Origin of the sequence: Parvivirga hydrogeniphila (genome assembly GCF_023371205.1) — a bacterium.
GTDB classification, from domain to species: Bacteria; Actinomycetota; Coriobacteriia; order Anaerosomatales; family Anaerosomataceae; genus Parvivirga; species Parvivirga hydrogeniphila.
The window spans coordinates 1,086,002-1,105,026 of record NZ_JAMCCO010000001.1 but is presented as its reverse complement, the minus strand read 5'-3'; the positions used below and the strand labels follow the sequence as shown (position 1 = coordinate 1,105,026).

The 19,025-nt window shown below is 68.7% G+C and carries 19 protein-coding genes; all 19 read right to left on the bottom strand.

Annotated elements, in window-relative coordinates:
• Nucleotide 1: 1 nt before the first annotated feature.
• A complete protein-coding gene (gene der / locus MX659_RS05610) occupies nucleotides 2-1,309 on the bottom strand; it encodes a ribosome biogenesis GTPase Der (RefSeq protein ID WP_267192453.1) in 1,308 nt (435 codons plus the stop codon).
• A gap of 10 nt (nucleotides 1,310-1,319) precedes the next feature.
• Nucleotides 1,320-2,624, bottom strand: a complete 1,305-nt coding sequence (locus tag MX659_RS05605; RefSeq protein ID WP_267192452.1) for a DUF512 domain-containing protein — start codon at nucleotides 2,622-2,624, stop codon at nucleotides 1,320-1,322.
• Nucleotides 2,617-3,456 (bottom strand): 4-hydroxy-3-methylbut-2-enyl diphosphate reductase, encoded by an 840-nt coding sequence (gene ispH, locus MX659_RS05600; RefSeq protein WP_267192451.1) that lies wholly within the window; start codon nucleotides 3,454-3,456, stop codon nucleotides 2,617-2,619. Before ispH ends, MX659_RS05605 begins: the two co-directional genes overlap by 8 nt.
• Complete coding sequence (locus tag MX659_RS05595; RefSeq protein WP_267192450.1) at nucleotides 3,453-4,079, bottom strand: lysophospholipid acyltransferase family protein; 627 nt, start codon at nucleotides 4,077-4,079, stop codon at nucleotides 3,453-3,455. The genes ispH and MX659_RS05595 overlap by 4 nt, the downstream gene beginning before the upstream one ends.
• The gene (gene cmk / locus MX659_RS05590) at nucleotides 4,079-4,750 is read right to left on the bottom strand and encodes a (d)CMP kinase (RefSeq protein ID WP_267192449.1); all 672 of its coding nucleotides are present in this window, start codon (nucleotides 4,748-4,750) and stop codon (nucleotides 4,079-4,081) included. Before cmk ends, MX659_RS05595 begins: the two co-directional genes overlap by 1 nt.
• Nucleotides 4,751-4,804: 54 nt before the next feature.
• Nucleotides 4,805-6,109, bottom strand: coding sequence for a 3-phosphoshikimate 1-carboxyvinyltransferase (gene aroA, locus MX659_RS05585; RefSeq protein WP_267192448.1), 1,305 nt, complete (start codon nucleotides 6,107-6,109; stop codon nucleotides 4,805-4,807).
• Nucleotide 6,110: 1 nt separating this feature from the next.
• Nucleotides 6,111-7,229, bottom strand: a complete 1,119-nt coding sequence (locus tag MX659_RS05580; protein WP_267192447.1) for a prephenate dehydrogenase — start codon at nucleotides 7,227-7,229, stop codon at nucleotides 6,111-6,113.
• Nucleotide 7,230: 1 nt separating this feature from the next.
• A complete protein-coding gene (gene aroF / locus MX659_RS05575; RefSeq protein ID WP_267192446.1) occupies nucleotides 7,231-8,256 on the bottom strand; it encodes a 3-deoxy-7-phosphoheptulonate synthase in 1,026 nt (341 codons plus the stop codon).
• Nucleotides 8,257-8,303: 47 nt separating this feature from the next.
• Nucleotides 8,304-9,404: a histidinol-phosphate transaminase gene (gene hisC, locus MX659_RS05570; protein ID WP_267192445.1), complete on the bottom strand. Its 1,101-nt coding sequence runs from the start codon at nucleotides 9,402-9,404 to the stop codon at nucleotides 8,304-8,306.
• Nucleotides 9,405-9,500: 96 nt separating this feature from the next.
• Complete coding sequence (locus MX659_RS05565; protein ID WP_267192444.1) at nucleotides 9,501-10,124, bottom strand: histidine phosphatase family protein; 624 nt, start codon at nucleotides 10,122-10,124, stop codon at nucleotides 9,501-9,503.
• A gap of 9 nt (nucleotides 10,125-10,133) precedes the next feature.
• A complete protein-coding gene (gene cobS / locus MX659_RS05560) occupies nucleotides 10,134-10,871 on the bottom strand; it encodes an adenosylcobinamide-GDP ribazoletransferase (protein WP_267192443.1) in 738 nt (245 codons plus the stop codon).
• Nucleotides 10,868-11,941 (bottom strand): nicotinate-nucleotide--dimethylbenzimidazole phosphoribosyltransferase, encoded by a 1,074-nt coding sequence (cobT, locus tag MX659_RS05555; RefSeq protein WP_267192442.1) that lies wholly within the window; start codon nucleotides 11,939-11,941, stop codon nucleotides 10,868-10,870. Before cobT ends, cobS begins: the two co-directional genes overlap by 4 nt.
• Nucleotide 11,942: 1 nt before the next feature.
• Nucleotides 11,943-12,518 (bottom strand): bifunctional adenosylcobinamide kinase/adenosylcobinamide-phosphate guanylyltransferase, encoded by a 576-nt coding sequence (locus MX659_RS05550; RefSeq protein WP_267192441.1) that lies wholly within the window; start codon nucleotides 12,516-12,518, stop codon nucleotides 11,943-11,945.
• A 1-nt stretch (nucleotide 12,519) separates the two neighbouring features.
• On the bottom strand, nucleotides 12,520-13,302 hold the full coding sequence (locus MX659_RS05545) for a pseudouridine synthase (RefSeq protein ID WP_267192440.1): 783 nt from the start codon (nucleotides 13,300-13,302) through the stop codon (nucleotides 12,520-12,522).
• Nucleotides 13,274-13,903, bottom strand: a complete 630-nt coding sequence (gene scpB, locus MX659_RS05540; protein WP_267192439.1) for an SMC-Scp complex subunit ScpB — start codon at nucleotides 13,901-13,903, stop codon at nucleotides 13,274-13,276. Before scpB ends, MX659_RS05545 begins: the two co-directional genes overlap by 29 nt.
• The gene (locus MX659_RS05535; RefSeq protein ID WP_267192438.1) at nucleotides 13,900-14,649 is read right to left on the bottom strand and encodes a segregation and condensation protein A; all 750 of its coding nucleotides are present in this window, start codon (nucleotides 14,647-14,649) and stop codon (nucleotides 13,900-13,902) included. The genes scpB and MX659_RS05535 overlap by 4 nt, the downstream gene beginning before the upstream one ends.
• Complete coding sequence (gene trpS / locus MX659_RS05530; RefSeq protein WP_267192437.1) at nucleotides 14,646-15,650, bottom strand: tryptophan--tRNA ligase; 1,005 nt, start codon at nucleotides 15,648-15,650, stop codon at nucleotides 14,646-14,648. Before trpS ends, MX659_RS05535 begins: the two co-directional genes overlap by 4 nt.
• A gap of 54 nt (nucleotides 15,651-15,704) precedes the next feature.
• A complete protein-coding gene (locus MX659_RS05525) occupies nucleotides 15,705-16,355 on the bottom strand; it encodes a site-2 protease family protein (protein WP_267192436.1) in 651 nt (216 codons plus the stop codon).
• Entirely contained in the window at nucleotides 16,294-19,023 is a 2,730-nt protein-coding gene (locus tag MX659_RS05520) for a CBS domain-containing protein (protein WP_267192435.1), read from the bottom strand. The genes MX659_RS05525 and MX659_RS05520 overlap by 62 nt, the downstream gene beginning before the upstream one ends.
• Nucleotides 19,024-19,025: the final 2 nt, after the last annotated feature.

The following is a 19,025-nucleotide window of genomic DNA, read 5'->3' as shown; positions in this document are numbered from 1 at the left end:
GTCACGCTTTCTTCCTGAACGCCAATCGTATCGGCGTGCCGGTGAGGTTGAAGGTCTCGCGCAGCCGGTTCTCCAGGTAGCGCTCGTACGACGGCTCGACGAGGTCCGGGTGGTTCACGAAGAAGGTGAACTCCGGCGGTTGGCTGCGCGTCTGGGTGACGTACGCGAGCTTCAGATGCCTCCGCCCTTTGCTTACCGTGTGACCGGTCGCCTTGATGTCGGTGAGCAGACGGTTGAGCTGGCTCGTGGGGATGTGCTGCGAGTACGCCTCCGACACCGCCTTCACGGCGTCGAAGATCCTGCCGGTCCCCGCTCCCGTCAGAGCGCTCACGCGCAGGACAGGAGCGTACGAGATGAATCCGAGCTTCTCCCCTGCCTGCTCAGCGATCTCGTGCTTACGGTCCGGACCGGACACGACGTCCCACTTGTTCAGCAGCACGATGATGCCGCAGCCTCGCTCCTCAGCGAAGCGCGCGACGCGCTGGTCCTGGTCAGTGACACCGAGCGTGGCGTCGATCACGAGCAGGGCCACCTGAGCCTGGTCGATGGCGCGCATGGCGCGGACGAACCCGTAGTACTCGACGGAGTCATCGATCTGGGACTTGCGGCGTAGGCCGGCCGTGTCGATGAGCCGCAGCGTGAGGCCGTCGCGCTCGACGATGGTGTCGATCGCATCGCGGGTCGTTCCAGCGACGTCGGAGACGATCGCGCGCTCGACGCCGATAAGGCGGTTGTAGAGCGAGGACTTGCCGGCGTTCGGCCGGCCGATGATCGCGATGTCGATCGCCTCGACCGTCTCGGCGGCAGTCTCGGTCGGGAGCGTCTCGACGATGGCATCCAGCAGGTCGCCCGTGCCGTGACCGTGCAGCGCCGACACCGGCCACGGCTGCCCGAGCCCGAGCCCCCAGAACTCGTGGACGGCCTCCTCTCGCGACGGGTCGTCGACCTTGTTCACGACGAGGAACACCGGCTTGTCTGTGCGACGGAGCAGCGCAGCCACGTCATCGTCACCGGGAGCAAGACCGGTCTTGCCGTCGACGAGGAACACGATGGCGTCGGCTTCTGCCGCTGCACGGACCGCCTGTGCGCGGATCGACGGACCGAAGGCATCGTCGGTCTGAAGCTCGATGCCGCCGGTGTCGATGAGCATGAACTCTGTGCCGTTCCAGTCCGCGCGATGGTAGCTCCTGTCGCGCGTCACGCCGCGCGCCTCGTGCACGATGGCGTCTTGGCGTTGTGCTATGCGATTTACGAACGTCGACTTGCCGACGTTCGGGCGGCCGACCACGGCCACGAGCGGCAACGCCATGCGGTCCTCCCTACAGGTGCGCGAGCGCTCGCGCAAGATCGCCGGCAGTCGAGCCGACGGCACGGACGCGAGCGCGCGACCGACGGCCGATGTCGCGCACCGTCATGTCATCCAGGGTGAGCGCGTCGGAGTTTAGCACGATGTCGGGCACCAGGTATGTACCCCGACCGCCGTGAGCGACGATGGCGCGCGCGATGTCGTCACCGGAGAGAAGACCGGTGACGGCGACGTTCCCGCCAAGAAGACCGTTCTCAACGGCCAAGACGTCTATCCGCTCGGCGCCAGGGATGCGCCGTACCAGACCAGACAAGACGGGCGCGAACATCGTGCCGGTGACCAGGACGACCCTCGCGCCGCGCGATGCAAGAGCCGGCGGCGCCGCCTCGAACTCGTCGACGAAGCTCCTCACGAGCCCGATGCCGTTCTCGTACTGCGGAAACCCGTCGTAGTACTCCGCAGGCGGTATCTCAGCGCGCGCGAGCAGGTAGAGCTCGTCGGCCGCGTACACCCACGATGTCCCGCGCACGGGCCGTGCGCGCGCCTGGAACTCGTGCACCAGGGCGATCGTCTCGTCAGCGCCGCGCGCGTCGTACGACGTCGAGAACCGGTGCTGGTGCTTGGTGAAGCCGAGCGGCACGACGCCCACCGACGCCACGTTCTCGCGCGGCGCCAGGTGCTCGAGCGTCTGACGCAGCACATCCCCGTCGTTGACTCCCGGAACGGCGACCACCTGCACGTGGATCACGATGCCGCCTGCGAGCAGCTCGTCGAGCCGTTCAAGCGCTCGATCCTCACCGCGAGGCGCGATCAAGCGGCGTCGAACCTCCAGATCCACGGCATGTAACGACACGTGAAGGGGGCTCAAGCGCTGCTCGATGATCCTGCGCACGTCCTCGTCTGTGAGGTTCGTGAGCGTGATGAAGTTGCCGTGCAGGAACGAGAGCCGGTAGTCGTCGTCGCGCACGTAAAGCGAGCGACGCAGCCCTCGAGGCAGTTGCGCGACGAAGCAGAAGCTGCACGCGTTGCTGCACTGCCTGACGCCGTCGAAGAGGGCCCCTTCGAACTCGACCCCCAAAGGACGGGAGCCAGTGCTGAGCACCACCGTGCGCCGCGCCTCGTCACGGTCGACCTCCACCTCGAGGGGATCCTCGGCTGTCGCCCACTGCCAGTCCAGGAGGTCGACGACCGGACGGCCGTTGACTGAGACGACGCGGTCGCCTGGCCTCAGGCCCGCATGCCACGCCGGGCTGCCGAACCTCACGCGAGCGATCCGCCCGCCGATGTGCTCGGGCTCGCCGTATCGGCGCTCAGGCATCGCCCATCCGCTCGATGGCGTCAACGATGCGGTCGATCTGGTCGCTCGGCGTGGACGCTCCGGCCGTCACGCCCACGACGCGTGCGCGGTCGAACCAGGCGGGGTCGATCTCTTCCGGCGTCTCGATGTGGTGGACGTTCGGATTCTCTTCTCGGCAGATCTCAGCGAGCCGCGTGGTGTTACCGGAGTTGTGCCCGCCGACGACCACCATGGCATCTACGGTCCGCGCCAGCTCGCGCGCGGCCTTCTGCCGTTTGGTGGTGGCGCTGCAGATGGTGTTGAATACGCGCAGCTCCGAGGTCCGCGGCAGCAACGCGCATACGACGTCTTCGAGCCGCTGTGCGGTCTGCGTCGTCTGCACCACCACGCCCACGCGCTTCGACGGCAGACGCTCGGGCAGCGATCGGGCGTCTTCCACGACGATGGCCTCGCCCCCCGCATGGGCCACGATGCCTTCGACTTCCGGATGGTCCGCCTCCCCTACGATCACGACGGTGTAGCCGTGCTCCGCGAGGTCGGCAGCGTGGCGTTGCGCCGTCGAGACGAACGGGCAGGTGGCATCGACGACCCGGAGACCGCGCTCTTCTGCGCGCGCGATGACCGCCGGAGGAACGCCGTGCGAGCGGACGACGACTGTCCCGGACGCGATGTCCTCCACGCCATCGGCGACCTCGACCCCCATCGTCTTGAGCTCCTCGACCGCCTGGGGATTGTGGATGAGCGGACCGAGCGTGTGCACTGCAGCCCCGGTCGCCGCGGCCTCGTGAGCGAGGCGCAGTGCGCGTTCCACGCCGTAGCAGACGCCGGCGTGCTCAGCGACGATGACCTTCATCCGTTGAGCTCCTTCGCTCGCTCGACGCACTCGCCGATCCGTTCCATGATACGCCGGCTGAGCGCGTCGATCTGGTCCCGGCGCGAACCGTCCTTCGGAAAGTCCGCGACGGCGATGGGCGCTCCGTACACCACCGTGACGCGCCGAAGTCTCGGGAGACGCTGACCGCGCGGCCACACACGATCCGTGCCCGCGATGCCGACAGGCACGATCGGCACGCCCGCGCGCAGCGCGACGAACGCCGCCCCGCCCCGTGCGCTTCCGAGCTCATCCGAGTCCTGACGGGTCCCTTCCGGGAAGATCCCGACGAGCTCGCCGCTCGAGAGAAGCTGCGCGGCGGTCGCGAGAGCGGCGCGGTCGGCGCCCGAGCGGTCCACGGGGAATGCCCACAGACGTGGGAGCGCCCAGCCGAGAAGCCCAGAGAAGAGCTCCTTCTTCGCCATGAAGTGGACGTGGCGAGGGGCGACGCACCACAGGATCACCGGATCCATGTACGAGCGGTGATTGCCCGCAAGCACGGCTCCGCCCGACCGCGGCACGTGCTCACGGCCGACGTCGCGGACGCGGAAGGCCAGCCGCATGAGCGGTCGGCCGACGAAGCGAAGGGCGCGCCCGAGCCACATCACGGCCTCCGCACGTGCACGAGCCGCTCGATGGCCTCGACGACCTCGTCGACGGTACGCCCCGTGGTGTCGACAGTCACCGCGTCTTCAGCGACGGTGAGCGGGCTCGTCTCGCGCGTAGTGTCCACCTCATCGCGGCGGGCGATGTCGGAGACCACATCTTCCAACGTTGCCTCGTACCCCGCACCGGCGCGGTCCTTCAGACGCCGAGCAGCCCGCTCGCGTGCAGAGGCGGTGAGGTACACCTTGACTTCAGCGTCTGGAAAGACCACGGTCCCGATGTCACGGCCCTCCACGACGATGTCCGACCCGGCCGCACAACGACGCTGCTCAGCAACCATCGCCGAGCGGACCTCAGGAATCCGTGCAACGGCGCTCACCGCGGCGTCCACCTCCGGCGTGCGGATCGCGACCGTGACGTCACGGCCACGGACGGTGATGCGCCGGTAAACGGGGTCGTCGCCGGCGTACTCGAACGCGATCATGGCGGCGTGCGCGAGCTCGGCCAGCGCAGCGGCGTCGTCGAGAGAGACGCCCTGTTCGAGCGCCTCTTCAGCCACTGCCCGGTACATCGCCCCCGTGTCGAGGTACCGGAAGCCGAGGCGCCGCGCCAGCGCGCGCGCCACGGTGGACTTGCCGGATGCCGCCGGCCCATCGATGGCGACGATCATCACTCTCCTTCGCGATCGAACCACCGACGGATTCTATCACTCCCGAAGCGCCGCTCAGCCGGCAGCCAGCCGCGCGAGGTCGTCGAGGAACCGCGGATAGGATATCTCCACGGCTTCGAACGCCCGGATGCGGACGGGCTCCTGCGCTGCGAGTCCCGCGACCGCGAACGCCATCGCGAGCCGGTGGTCCCCGCGCGACGAGACGCTGGCCCCCTGAAGCCGTGCCGGACCCTCAACCACGAGGTCGTCACCGTCCGCGTACGCGCGCGCCCCCATCGCCTGCAGCCCGCCGACGATGGCGTCGAAGCGGTCCGACTCCTTGACGCGAAGCTCGCCCACCGAACAGAAACGCGTGGCTCCCTCGGCGGCCGTCGCAGCCACGGCGAGCACGGGCACCTCGTCGATGAGGCTCGGGACCTCCTCAGGAACCACCGTCGTGCCGCGAAGCGCGCCGCTGTGTCGCACGGCGACGTCGCCGACGTCCTCTCCCCCGCTTCTGCGAGAGCGCACGACGGTGATGTCGGCACCCATGCGCCGCAGGACCTCGAAAAAGCCCGTGCGCGTCGGGTTCAAGCACACGTCGCGGAAGACGACCTCGCTTCCAGGAACGAGCAGCGCCGCCACGATGAGGAAGGCGGCCGACGACGGGTCTGCCGGGACCGGGACGTCGGTCGCGACGAGGTCCTGCGGCCCGCTGAGGCGCACGCACGTGGAGGACTCCCGGACAAGATCGGCTCCGAAGGCCGGCAACAGGCGCTCCGTGTGGTCGCGGCTCGGCGCCGGTTCTGTCACGCGCGTGACGCCGCGCGCGTGAAGCCCAGCCAGCAGAAGCGCGCTTTTAACCTGCGCGCTCGCCACGCCGAGCGTGTGGTCGCACCCGACCAGGTCGCCGCCGTGGACCTCGATCGGCAGCGTGCCGGATCCGCTCACGCAGAACCGCGCCCCCATCCGCTCCAGCGGATCGGTGACCCGTCGCATCGGCCGACGGCTCAACGAAGCGTCGCCGACAAGACGCACAGCGAGCGGATACCCGGCGAGCACGCCCATGAGCAGCCTCGCGGTGGTGCCGCTGTTCCCGCAGTCGATGGGCCCCGCCGGGGCATGCGGACCGCGCGCGCCCCAGCCCTGGACGACGACGTCGAGCCCGTCGGCGCCAGGCCGCGTCGCCACGCCAGCGCCGAGCGCGCTCACGGCGCTGATCGTCGAGCGCACGTCGTACGCGTCGAGCACGTCGCAAAGCACGCTCGTTCCCTCGGCCATCGCGGCGAAGAGCACCGCTCTGTGCGAGATCGACTTGTCGCTCGGCACGCGGATGCTCCCGCGAAGCGGTGCGCCTGCTGGCTCGATCGTGACGTCCACCTCAGCCCTCCCCGAGAAGCCGGAGCGTCGGCTCGTAGCCGCCGGCGAGCAGGTCGCTCACGAGCCGGTCACGGTCGCCCTCGTCAGTCAGCACGAGCCGCAGGACCGCGCTGTCCTCGGAGACGTGATCGATCTCCACGTCCTCGATGTTGCATCCGACGCGCCCGACGAGCGTGGTGATCTCGCTGATGACGCCGGGACGGTCGCGCATCGGGATCGCGAGCTCGTAGAGCGCCGCACTCTCTGGGACCCAGCGAGCCGGCAGCGACCGCCTGACTTCGGCGGCCTCCGAAAGCAACGAGCGGATGCGGCGGTCGTCGCGGCTCTGTACCGCCTCACGGAAGCGGAGGATGAGAGCCGCAAGCCGCGCCAGCCCTTCCGCGATAGGCTCGGCGTTCTCCATACAGATGCCGGTCCACAGCTCCGGGCTGCCGGCAGCGATGCGCGTCATATCCTTGAAGCCGCCCGCCGCAAGACGCAGCGCATCGTGACCTGCCGGCTGCTCCGCGACGAGCGATACGAGAGCTGCGGCGGTGACGTGGGGAACGTGGCTGATGAGCGCGACGGCCTCGTCGTGCGCCTCCGGGGGGATCACGATCGAGCGCGCCCCAAGCGCCGTCACGAACTCGTGGAGCGTCCGGTACGCGGACGCAGGCGTCGCGCTCGTCGGCGTGAGCACCCAGTACGCGCCGTCGAACAGGCTCGCAGTGGCGGCGTCGATGCCGCTGCGCTCCGAGCCCGCCATCGGATGCCCGCCGATGAAGGTGAACGGAGGGTCGAGGCGGGCAGCATGTTCGACGATGGCGGACTTGGTGGAGCAGACGTCCGTGACGATGCCGTCGAACCCGTCGTGCGCAAGCACGTCCATCCATTCCAGCGCTGCGTCCACGGGCGTGCAGACGACCACGAGGTCGAACGACCCCGGACCGAACAGCCGGCCCTCTCGCGCCCGGTCGGCAGGCACGGCCGTATCGACGATGCGAGCCTCACGGGCGCGTTCGCAGGTGCACGCGTCGCGGTCCACCCCCGTCACGTGCGGTGCGTCCGCCATTCGGCGCGTGGCGGCCGCGACCGACCCGCCGATCAGCCCGAGCCCGATGACGGCGACCCGTTCCAGCACGTCACGCCTCCGTTCCCACGCTGCGCCCGACAATCGAGGCGAGCGGACGCAGCTCCGCAACAAGGTCGGCGAACATCTCAGGCGTGAGCGACTGCGGGCCGTCGCACCGCGCGTGCTCTGGGTCGATGTGGACCTCCACCATCACGCCGTCGGCACCAGCGGCAAGCGCGGCCCGGCACATCGGCCGCACGAGGTCGCGCCTGCCGGTGCCGTGCGACGGGTCGGCGATCACCGGCAGATGGGTGAGCGTCTTGAGAGCGGAGACCGCGGCCAGATCGAGCGTGTTGCGCGTATAGGTCTCGAAAGTCCTGATGCCGCGCTCGCAGAGCACGACGTCGCGGTTGCCGCCTTTCAAGACGTACTCCGCCGCGGAGAGGACCTCCTCTATCGTGGCAGACAGGCCCCGCTTGAGAAGCACCGGCTTGCGCAGCCTGCCGAGCTCCTCGAGCATCATGAAGTTCTGCATGTTCCGTGCGCCTACTTGCAGCATGTCCGCGTACTCGGCGACCGTCTCGGCGTCGCGCACGTCCAGCACCTCGGTCACCATCGGAAGCCCCACGTCGTCGGCAGCCGCCCGCAGGAGCCGAAGCCCTTCCACGCCGAGCCCCTGGAACGCGTATGGGCTGGTGCGTGGCTTGAACGCGCCTCCTCGGAGTATCGTCGCGCCTGCCACTTTCACGGCGCGCGCGGTCTTCAGGACCTGCTCTTCCGTCTCCACCGAGCACGGCCCGGCGATCACTGCGAACGAGGAGCCGCCGATAGCGGCCGACCCGACGCACACGACCGTGTCTTCCGGCTGGAAGTCCCGAGAGACGAGCTTGTACGGCTTGAGGACCCGGACGACCTGCTCGACACCGGGCAGGCCTTCCAGTTCGAGGGAGTACATCACCTCGCGGTCGCCGATGACCCCGATGATGGTCTTCACCTCGCCGCGCGAGAGATGCGCCTCGGCGCCGGCCTCCTTCAGAAGCGCGACGACGTGATCGATCTCCTCGCGCGTCGCGTGATCCCGCATGACGATGAGCACGGTGCCTCACCCCTTCGTGTGACGATGCGCAGTCCGCGTGCGCGGACTCAGATGTGGCCGAGTTTGGCGGCTGCGGCCTCGAAGGCCCGGATCGTGCGCTCGGTGTCGGACGGCGTGCCGACGGTCACCCGCAGCGCAGGGCTCGTCCCGAAGTCCCGCACGATGACCCCTTCGGCGAGCAGCGCCTGGAACGCTTCGACCGGCTGGGAGGTGTGCACGTACACGAAATTCGTCTCCGACGGCGCGTACGTGATGCCGAGCCGGTCGAAGCACGAATAGAGGTAGGTCTTCTGTTCCTGGTTCTCGGCCCGACGCCGCCGCACCTCGGCCTCGTCGTCCAGCGAGTAGTACGCCGCCACTTGCGCCACGGTGTTCACGTTGAACGGCTCCCGGACCTTGTCGATGGCGCGCGCGAGAACCGGTGGCATGACCGCGTAGCCGACGCGCAGCCCTGCAAGCGAGTACATCTTGGAAAAGGTCCGGCAGACCGCAAGCGGCCTCTCGCCGTCGAACCAGGTGAGCGCATCGGGAAACTCTGGCGACGTCACGAACTCGAAGTACGCCTCGTCCACGACGACCAGCACGTGATCCGGCACGCGCTCCATGAAACGTGCGAACGCGTCCTTGCCGTAGATGGTTCCCGTGGGGTTGTTGGGGTTGCAGAGGAAGACGATGCGCGTCCGCGGCGTGATTGCATCGAGGATTGCCTCCAGGTCGTGCACGTCCCCATCGGCGAGGGGCACCCGCACGGCGACGCCGCCGAAGATTGCGGCCACCATCGGGTACACGACGAAGGACGGCCACGCGAACACGACCTCGTCGCCGGGCCGCAGAACCGCCTGCGCAATCAGTCGCAGCACCTCGTTGCTGCCGTTGCCGATGACGAGGGTCTCGGTGTCCACGCCAAGGCGACGCGCGAGCTTCTCTTTGAGCGCCGCGCACGCCCCGTCCGGATAGCGGTTCAGGCGGGGCAGGACGGCCCGCATCGCTGCCATTGCCGTCGGAAAGGGACCGCACGGGTGCTCGTTGCTCGACAGTTTCAGCACCGTGTCCACGCCAGCCTGCTCGCGCACCTGGCTTGCGCGCAGCCCTGGCGCGTACGGGACGAGCGGCTCGAGGTCCGGTCTGATGATGTCGTCGATGGCCACACCCGCTCCTCGGCTGCAGGTTGCGTGAGATTGTCCCCTACCGGGAAGCCACGCGCAAGGCGGTTGCGACACGCGAGCAAACCAGCCCACGCAACCTCACACATCAGCCCGTGGCCGGAAGAGCCGCACCAGGGTGGCATGACCCCTCTCCGCAGCGATCTCGGCGACACCGCCCGTGGGGAGCGCGAAGGCCCACATCGCTTCAGGCGGCAGCCCGAGGAGCGACGCCACGAGCGCTCTGCCTGTGCCGCCGTGCGTGAACACGCACACGGTCCGGTCGGCCTCGATCAACGCGTTGCGGACAGCGCGTACGCGCGCGAGGAAGTCCTCCCACCGTTCGCCTCCGGGCGCAATCTCCCCGGTCGGCTCGGGCACCGTCGCCGTCCCTGCCTGAGGCACCGATGGCAGGTAGCGGATCTCCAGACCCAGCGAACGCGCCTCGTCGAACGTGAGTCCTTCCGCAGCACCGAAGCCGATCTCCTGCAACTCTTCCACGACCCGAAGCGGAACGGCGCACGGTGTGGCTGCGTGTGCCGCCTTCAGCGCCCGAGGCGCTGGTGAGCTCCACACCGTATCAGGACGTGCCTTCTCGACGAACGAGACGAGCGCCTTGGCCTGGTTGCGGCCCTCCTCCGTCCAGGGAGAGTCGGTCGCGGCGATGTAGCGGCGCTCAACGTTCGCCTGCGTCTCAGGATGCCGTATCACTGCGATCCGCGCCATGCGACAACCTTACCGTCCAGCCAGCGCAGACGCGAGCAGTGTGGCGGTCTCGGTGAGCACGATCCCTGCTCCGATGAGGTCGCCTGTGATTCCGCCGACGGGCCGAGCGAGCGCCCGCGGCACGGCCAGTGCGGCGGCCAGTCCGACTATGAGGGCCAGAGGGTCGTGCCCGGACAGCACGACCGCCAACGCTGCGACCGGGATCGCTCCGGCAACCAGCACAGGGATCGGCCGGCGGGAGGCAAGCCGGACGGCGAGGCCGTCTCGGCGAGCAGGAGCGAGCGTGCATAGGGCGACCGACCCTCCGAATCGGGCCGCGATGGAAGCCCAGACGATCGTCCACCACTGCGCATGCGAGACGACGACGGCCCCTGCGGCGGCCTGCAGCATCAGCGTGAGAACGAGCGTGGCCGCCCCATACGACCCGATGCGGCTATCGCGCATGATTGCAAGCCTGCGTTCGCGGTCTCGGCCAGCGGCGCGTGCGTCTGCGGCATCAGCAAGTCCGTCGAGGTGCAGCATGCCGGTGACCGTCGCCCACGCCGCAACCAGCGACACGCCCGCGAGAAGGCAGCCGAGGTCCCCTCGCGCCGCACGTGAAACGCTGAACGCAACGCCGGCCCCCACCGCACCCACCACGCCGCCGATCCACGAGAACCACGGCACCGGGTCGCTGTCGCCTTCCGGACGCACCGGCAGGACGGTGAGCCACCCAAACGCCTCGCGAAGCCCAGAAAGCGCGCTCATGACCCCTCGGCCTTGCTCACACCTGCTTCTTCAAAGGTCGCCATGCCGCCGATCACCGCGCACGCGGCGTCGAGCAGCGGAAGCGCGAGTGCAGCGCCGCTCGCCTCGCCCAAGCGAAGGTCGAGGTCGAGCAACGGCTCTGCCCCGATCGCCTCCAAAAGCACAGCGTGGCCGCGCTCGCGAGAGCGGTGCGAGGCGACGAGGTACCCGGCGCTCGCAGGCGCGAGGCGCACGGCCACGAGCGCAGCGGCGGTCGAGATGAAGCCGTCGACGAGCGCCACCGCGCCGTGCCGAGCACACCCCAGCACGGCACCCGCCATCGCTGCGATCTCCAGACCGCCCACTGCAGCGAGGGCGCCGAGGGGGTCCGCCGCCGTAGCCGAGTTCACGGCGAGCGCCCGCTCCACCGCCGCCTGCTTGCGGGCGATGCCGTGCTCGTCGAGGCCGGTCCCTGGCCCCACGACGTCAGCAGGTTCGGCCGGGACGAGCGCACACGCGAGCGCCGTCGCGGCGGTCGTGTTGCCGATGCCCATCTCACCGATCGCGATCACGCGCATACCGCTCTCGATGAGTTCACGAGCGGCACGGAACCCGACCTCGAGCGCCTGAACGGCCTCGTCCAGCGTCATCGCCGGCCCGAGCGTCATGTCGGCCGTGCCCGCCCGTACCTTCGCGTGGCGGACACCCGGAGCTCCGTCGAGCGGTGCAGCGACGCCCACGTCGTAGACGACGAGGTCGGCACCGGCCGACCGTGCGATCTGGTTGATGGCCGCTCCGCCGGCCGCGAAGTTGTAGACCATCTGCGCCGTGACTTCTTGCGGGTACGCCGAAACGCCGTGCGCCGCAACGCCGTGGTCGCCGGCGAACACGACGACGGCTGCAGGACGCGATGACGGCGTCACGGTGCCCTGCACTCCTGCGATCTGCGCGGCGACCGTTTCGAGGCGCCCCAAGCTGCGGGGTGGCTTCGTGAGAGCGTCCAGCCGCTCCCACGCAGCGGCGCGCCACGCGGAGTCGAGCGGCACGATCCTCTCGATCTCGTCGAGCACGCTTCCACGCACGTCGGCCATCTCACACTCCCTCGTCAGTCCTAGGTACTGCGGTCGGGAGCGCTTTCAGGTCGAGCAGCCTCCCGCACACTACGAGAAAGGCGCGCTCCGCCGCGTCCACCAACCGCCGGTTCGCGCTCCCGAGCGCGTCGGCGAACGCGCGACCGGACGGGTAGGCGGGAACGACGCCCCACCCGACTTCGTTCGTCACGACGATCGTCTCGCCCTCTCGTGCGACGAGCGCATCGACGATCGCGTGCGCGACCTCGGTGGCTGCCGCCGGCGAGATCCGGTCGGGGTCATCGCCTGTTCCCCACAGAAGCGACGCGAGCATCATGCCGAGGCAGTCCACCAGCAGGCACTCCTGCGGATCGACCGCAGCCAGCCACTCGGACGGGCTGACGCCGGCGACTTCGAGGACCCGCCAGGCGGCAGGCCGGGACCTGCGGTGCGCCTCGATGCGCGCGGCCATCTCGGGGTCGCCGTCGGCGATGCCCGCAACAGCGACGACGACCGGCAACCCGGTTTGGGCCGCACGCACGACCGCTGCGGACGACTTGCCGCTTCGTGTGCCGCCGGTAAGCACCGTAAGACCCATCTCACGCTCCCGTCTCGGCAGCGCTCATCAGCGCAGCGACCTCGTGCGGCTCCAATGCCCGCGTTGCACCCGCAGGCAGGTCGCCCAAGGCGACAGGACCGATGCGCTCACGGTGCAGGTCGATGACCGGGTGGCCGACATGGCGGAACATCCGCCGCACCTGCCGCTTGCGCCCTTCGCGTATCGTGATGCGCACGATCGCGCTTCCTTCGCGGAGCTCCAAAAGCGTCACGTCCGCCGGCCTGGTCGGACCATCGGCGAGCACGACACCGTCTCTCAGCTTCTGAAGCGAACGCTCCGAAGGGTGCCCCTCGACTCGGGCGAGGTAGGTCTTCGGGACGTGGAACCTCGGGTGCATGAGCATCTGCGCGAACTCGCCGTCGTCCGTGAGCAGCAGAAGGCCGGTCGTCTCTGCATCGAGCCTCCCGACCGGGAACACGCGCCTGCCAAGATCCGGAAGCAGGTCGGCCACGATGGGCCGTCCGAGCGGGTCCTTGAGCGTCGTCACGTACCCTGCCGGTTTGTTCAGCATGAGGTAGAGGTGCGTCTGTGGCGGCGCGACGACGACGCCGTCCACCTCGACCACGTCGACCTCTGGCACGACTTTCACGCCCATCGCTGTGACGACCTCGCCGTTCACGCGCACGCGCCCCGCCGCGATCATCTCCTCAGCGGCCCGCCGGGACGCCACGCCCGCGCGCGAGAGGAACTTCTGCAGCCGCTCGGCGCGCAGGGACCCGTCGTCGCCGACGATGTCACTTCTCGTCGGGCTCTTCGTCGTCATCGCTCTCGTCCGCTTCCTCGAACAGCGCCGCGCCGTCGATGGCCGACAGCCGCTCGCGGATCGCGCGCTCCGTCGACGGGTCGGGAGCGAACTCCTCGAGCGGCGGCAGCTCGGAGATGTCCTTGAGCCCGAACCGCTCCAGGAACGCCTGCGTCGTGCCGTACAGGATGGCGTTTCCGGCGTCCTTGTCGCGACCGACCTCCCGGACGAGCCCCTTCTCCATGAGCGACGCGATGACGGCTTCGCTGTTGACGCCACGGATCGCGTTCACGCCGTGCCGGCTCACGGGCTGACGGTACGCGATGACCGCGAGCGCTTCGAGCGCGGCCTGCGACAGCCGCCGGGTGTCCCACGACAGGACGAGCCGCTCCACCTGTTCGTGATACGCCGGGTGGGTGTACAGACGCCAGCCTCCCGCGACCTCGCGGAGCTGGAACCCGCGCTCGTCGGTCGCGTACTCCTCTTGCAGGGCACGCAGCGTCTCGGCGACGTCGCGCTCCGTCGCTTCCAGCACCTTGGCCATGCGCGACACGCTGATCGGCTCGTCGGTGACGAACAGCAGCGCCTCGACAGGTCCGCGCAAAAGGTCGCTTTCCCTCATGAGAACAACCCCTTCTTCACAGACTCGATGACGATCTCCCCGAAGATCTCGTCCTGGATGAGGCGCACCTCGTCACGCTTGTAGAGCTCCAAGATGGCGAGGAACGCGACGACGACTTCCGCTGGTCGAGCGCTGCCGGGGACGACTTCCCGGAACGTCGTGCGCTTGCGCTTGGCGAGGATCCGTCGGATGGCTTCGACGTGCGTTTCGACAGGGATCGGCGCCGCTGCGACGTGTTCCGCCTCCAGCAAGAACACCTCGCGGCGGTGCAGCAGGTCGGCACACGTGACCGCAAGCGTGTGGAGCGTCACGCCCTCGAGGTAGTCCGGCATGAGCCCGAGGAACGGCTCTTCGAGCGCCGCGGCGCGCGGATGCATGCGCGATTCTGCCTCGAACCGTGCGGCGAGCTCGGCAGCGGCGTTCTTGAACTGCTTGTACGCGAGCAGCCGCGCCACGAGCAGCTCACGGGCCTCGTCGGGCGAGAGGTCCTCGTCTGGACCGATCTCAGGAGCGGTCTCCCGAGGCAGCAGCGAGAGCGCCTTGAGCTCGAGCAGCGTTGCGGCGACCAGCAAGAAGTCGCTCGCCACCTCCAAGTCGAGGTCCTGCATCTCCTGCAGGTGCGCGAGGTACTGGTCGGCGATCTCCGCGATCGTCAGCTCCCGCACGTCCACCTTCTGCCGTGCGACGAGCGACAGGAGCAGGTCGAACGGCCCTTCGAACGTCTGTGTCTTGACCGTGTAGCTCATCGCGAGGACGGCGCGTCCACGTGCATGGCTTCGCGGACGGCCCCCATCAGCTCGTCGATCGCCGGCCGGATGCGCTCGGCGCCAGCAAAGAGCACGTCCCACGCGAGGTCGCGCTTCTGGGCAAGCTCCGCGCGGCGCGCACGGAACTCGGAGAGGTACGCGTTCAGGTCCTCGGCCATCCTCGCCTTGTGCGCCACGCAGCCGCACTCGGCCACGCGGCAGCACCGATCGAACTCGGCGACGACAGAGGGGTCTCCGACGAGCCGGTGGATCTGGTGCAGCGGGCAGATGTCCGGGTTGCCCGGGTCGGTCTTCAGTTTGCGCGCCGGGTCGGTGACCATGCCGCGCACCTTGGCGGCCGTCTCCTCGGCGCTCTCGGAGAGGTAGATCGCGTTGCCGTAGCTCTTGGACATCTTCCGGCCGTCGGTGCCCGGGACACGCGCTCCCTCTTTCGGAATCACCGCCTGCGGCTCCACGAGAAGCTCGCCGTACGTGCCGTTGAAGCGCCGCACGATCTCACGGGTCAGCTCCAGGTGCGGGGCCTGGTCCTCCCCTACCGGAACCAGGTCAGCCTTCACGATCGTGATGTCTGCTGCCTGCATGAGCGGATACAGGAAGAACCCGACGTTCCCGAGGTCCTTGTCGCTGATTTGCTCGCGCTGTTCCTTGTAGCTCGGCACGCGCTCCAGCCACGACATCGGCGTCACCATCGAGAGGTACAGCGTGAGCTCGGCGACCTCAGGGACATCGGACTGGCGGTAGATCGTGGCCTTGTCGGGGTCGATGCCGGCGGCCAGCCAGTCCAGGACCATCTCTTCTGTGAACCGGCGCACGGCGGAGGTGTCCTGCCAGTCGCTCGTCAGCGCATGCCAGTCCGCGACGAAGTAGTACGCCTCGTACTGGTCCTGCATCTCGCGCATGTTCATGAGGTTGCCGAACCAGTGGCCGAGCGTCAGCCTGCCGGTCGGACGATAGCCAGTGAGCACGCGACGTTTGCGCATCGACGCCTTCCTCAAGACGGCAACAAGGACGTGCACATGATACAGCAGCGCTGCTTACGCGACGCCGGTGAGCAGCCGCAGCACGGGCACGAGCGTGGCGTCGAGGTAGACCCCGAGAAGGTCCACGTGGAAGACCTGCGGTGGCAGCATAAGCAGCGCGATGACGATGACGAAACCGTACCGCTCGAGGTCCTGGTAGAGCGCAAGGCCGCGCCGGGACAAGAACGGCAAAAGCAGCCGCGATCCGTCGAACGGCGGGATCGGGATGAGGTTGAAGAACATCAGCGCGAGGTTGACCATGCAAAACGCATAGGCCGCCGTCCAGAGGATTTCCGCGAGCGCGCCGGACACGCCGCCGAGCACACGGACGACTCCTGCCGCCACGAGCGCCATCGCGAGGTTCGCGCCGGGCCCTGCGATGCCGGTGAGCGCCATCCCGACGCGCCGGTCGCCGCGAAAGCGCCACGGGTTCACCGGCACCGGCTTGGCGTACCCGAATCCGAACCCCAGCGTCGCCGTCATGAGCAGCGGAAGCAGGACCGTGCCGAACGGATCGATGTGCTTGAGCGGGTTCAGGCTCAGCCTGTGCGCATCTTTCGCCGTGGTGTCGCCGAGCGCGAGCGCCGCGTACCCGTGCGCGACCTCATGGAAGACGATCGCCGGCACGACGAGCGCGAACCGGACGACGAGCGACGTCAGATCCATCGGCCTCCTCGGGGTGCATCCGCTTCCATCGCTTCGCGATGTGTTCGAGGTTCTTCAGCTCCGCCTCGCGCCCGACCGCTTTGCCATCGAGGCGGTCCGCGAGCGCCTGGGCAAGGATAGCAGAGAACGCCCGGCCCGGCTTGAATCCCATCGCCACGAGGTCGTCGCCTGTGACGGCAGGGCGCACGCGGCTCAGCACGTCGACATACCGTCCGATGCGCTCGCGTGGCACCGGGTCCACGGCGGCGGCCCAAAGGCACACGACCGCTTCGGGCGGCAACGCGCCGACCAGCGAGTAGATCCGGCTGTCGCGCATCGGCCGCCGGTCTCTGAGTGCACGGAGGGTGCCCTGGCCGCGCTCCACGATCGCGAGCGCCGGCGCGGCGTACTCCTTGCCGAAGCGCATCCGCCTGAGCCACCGCTCGGCTGCAGCCTTGGACGCACGCGACACCAGCGCTGCGACCAGGACGACCCTCCGGCGCACCGGGTCGGAGAACCGCGCGGCAAGATCCTCGTACGCTTCGGCCGCGGCCGCGACGACAGGCTGCACGTCTGCCGGCGGGACCCCGTCGGGGACAAGCCCGCCGAGCGCGCCCAGCTCCGCAAGGCGGCCGAAGACCTGTGCGGCGCGCTCCTCGTCGACTATGTCGAGCAGCTCCTCCCGCAGCCGAGCGCCCGAGACCTCGGCGAGCATGTCCATCTCCACAGCCTGCTTGAGAAGCGCTTCGGTGGAGGCATCGATGCGGAAGCCGAACTTCACGGCGAACCTCGCGGCACGCAGCACGCGCGTCGGGTCCTCGACGAACGAGAGCGAGTGCAGCGCCCGCACGACCCCACGCTCGAGGTCAGCAAGCCCGCCGAACGGGTCGGCGATCTGTCCGAACGAATCCGGCGTGATGGACGCCGCCATCGCGTTGATCGAGAAGTCCCGGCGGAAGAGGTCCTGCCGAAGCGATGAGCGCTCGACGGTAGGAAGGGCGCCCGGCCGGGTGTAGTACTCAGCACGCGCACTCGTCACGTCCACGTGAAGCCCCCGGTCGATGATGAGCACCGCGGTGCCGAAGCGCTTGTGCACCCGGATGCGCCAGCCCGTCGCTTCCGCGACGTGCTCTGCGAACGCGAGGCCGTCGCCCTCGACGACGATGTCCACGTCCAGGTTCGGCCTCGCCAGAAGCATGTCTCGCACGAAACCTCCCACGACGTGTGCGCGCACACCGCGCTCGTGCGCCATGCGGCCGATCTCCACGACCACGTCTCGGATGCGCTCCGGCAGCACGTCTTGGAAGGACGTCATGAAGCGTGCAGACGCCTGCGAGCGCGCAATCGTCGCCTTCTTGTCCGTGTACCGCTCGCCATGGAAGGCGCGCAGCAGATCCTTGCGCGTGACGATGCCGACGATGCTGCCGTCATCCGTCACCGGCACGCGGCCGACACCTGTCTGCGAGAGCAGGCTCTGCAGCGTCTCCAGCGACGTCTCTGGACCCACGAAAAGGGGCTCGCGCGACATGAAGCCGCGCACGGGAGCGTGCGCGAGCTTGTGGCGCCGCGCCTTGTCGACGTCCTTGCGCGTGACCATGCCCACGAGACGCCCGCCGTCCGTCACTGGCAGCGCCCCGTGGCCCCACCGCTCCATGATGCGCCCTGCCTCGTCCATCGTCGTGTCGGGCGTCACCGTGCGCACCGGGGAGGTCATGATGTCTCGCGCGGTCGCGGGCGGCCTCACCACGTCAAGAGCTGCATCCTTCAGTCGTCGAAGGACCTCGCTCACGGTCGCCCCTTTGATCGCCGCCGACGCCGCGAGCGGATGCCCGCCCCCGCCCAGCCGTTCGAGCACCCGACCCACGTCGACCTCGCTCACACGCGACCTGGCCACCACGTGGACCCGGTCCGGCATGGCGATCACGGCCATCGCCACCCGATACCCCATGTCGTCACACAGGTGGTGCGTGATGACGCTCGCGGAATCCACGTACTCAACGCTCTCTGCCCAGCCGACAGCGATCGGCTGACCGTTGGCGTCCCACACCTCGAGCGTGTCGATGAGCCGCGTGAGCAGCGCCTTCTGCTCGGGCGTGAGCGTTCGCGTGAGGAACTGGTTCACGACCTCCAGGTCCGCGCCTGCCGCCATGAGGAACGCCACCGCATCGGCGTCGTAGGCAGTCGCGCTCACGTAGGTGAGAGAGCCCGTGTCTTCGTGGATGCCCAGCAGCAACACGCTCGCCTCGAGAGGCGTGATCGGGATGCCGCGGTCTCGGATCTCGTGGACGAGGATCGAGGTGGTGGCGCCGACAGGCATGCAGTGTTCCTCCGCACCTTCGATATCGCCTACGGCTGCCGGGTGGTGGTCGTACACGACCACTTGGACCCCAGAGCGCCTCACGACCTCCTCCATCTCGCCGAGGCGCGACGGGTCCCTCGTGTCCACCATCGTCACGCGTTCGACGGACGAAAGGTCGACGTCTCGCAGCTCCACGAACTCGAGGAACTCCGCGTGCAGATTGTGGAACTCGCGCACGTTCGGGTTCTGGCTTCCGAGGAAGACCGCCTTCGACCCTGGCGAGAGCTTCGTCGCCGCCACCATCGCGCCGTACGCGTCGAAGTCCGGGTTGGCGTGCCCCACCACGATGTGCGGGACCCGGCTCCCGCTCGTTGCGAGACGCCGGCTCACAG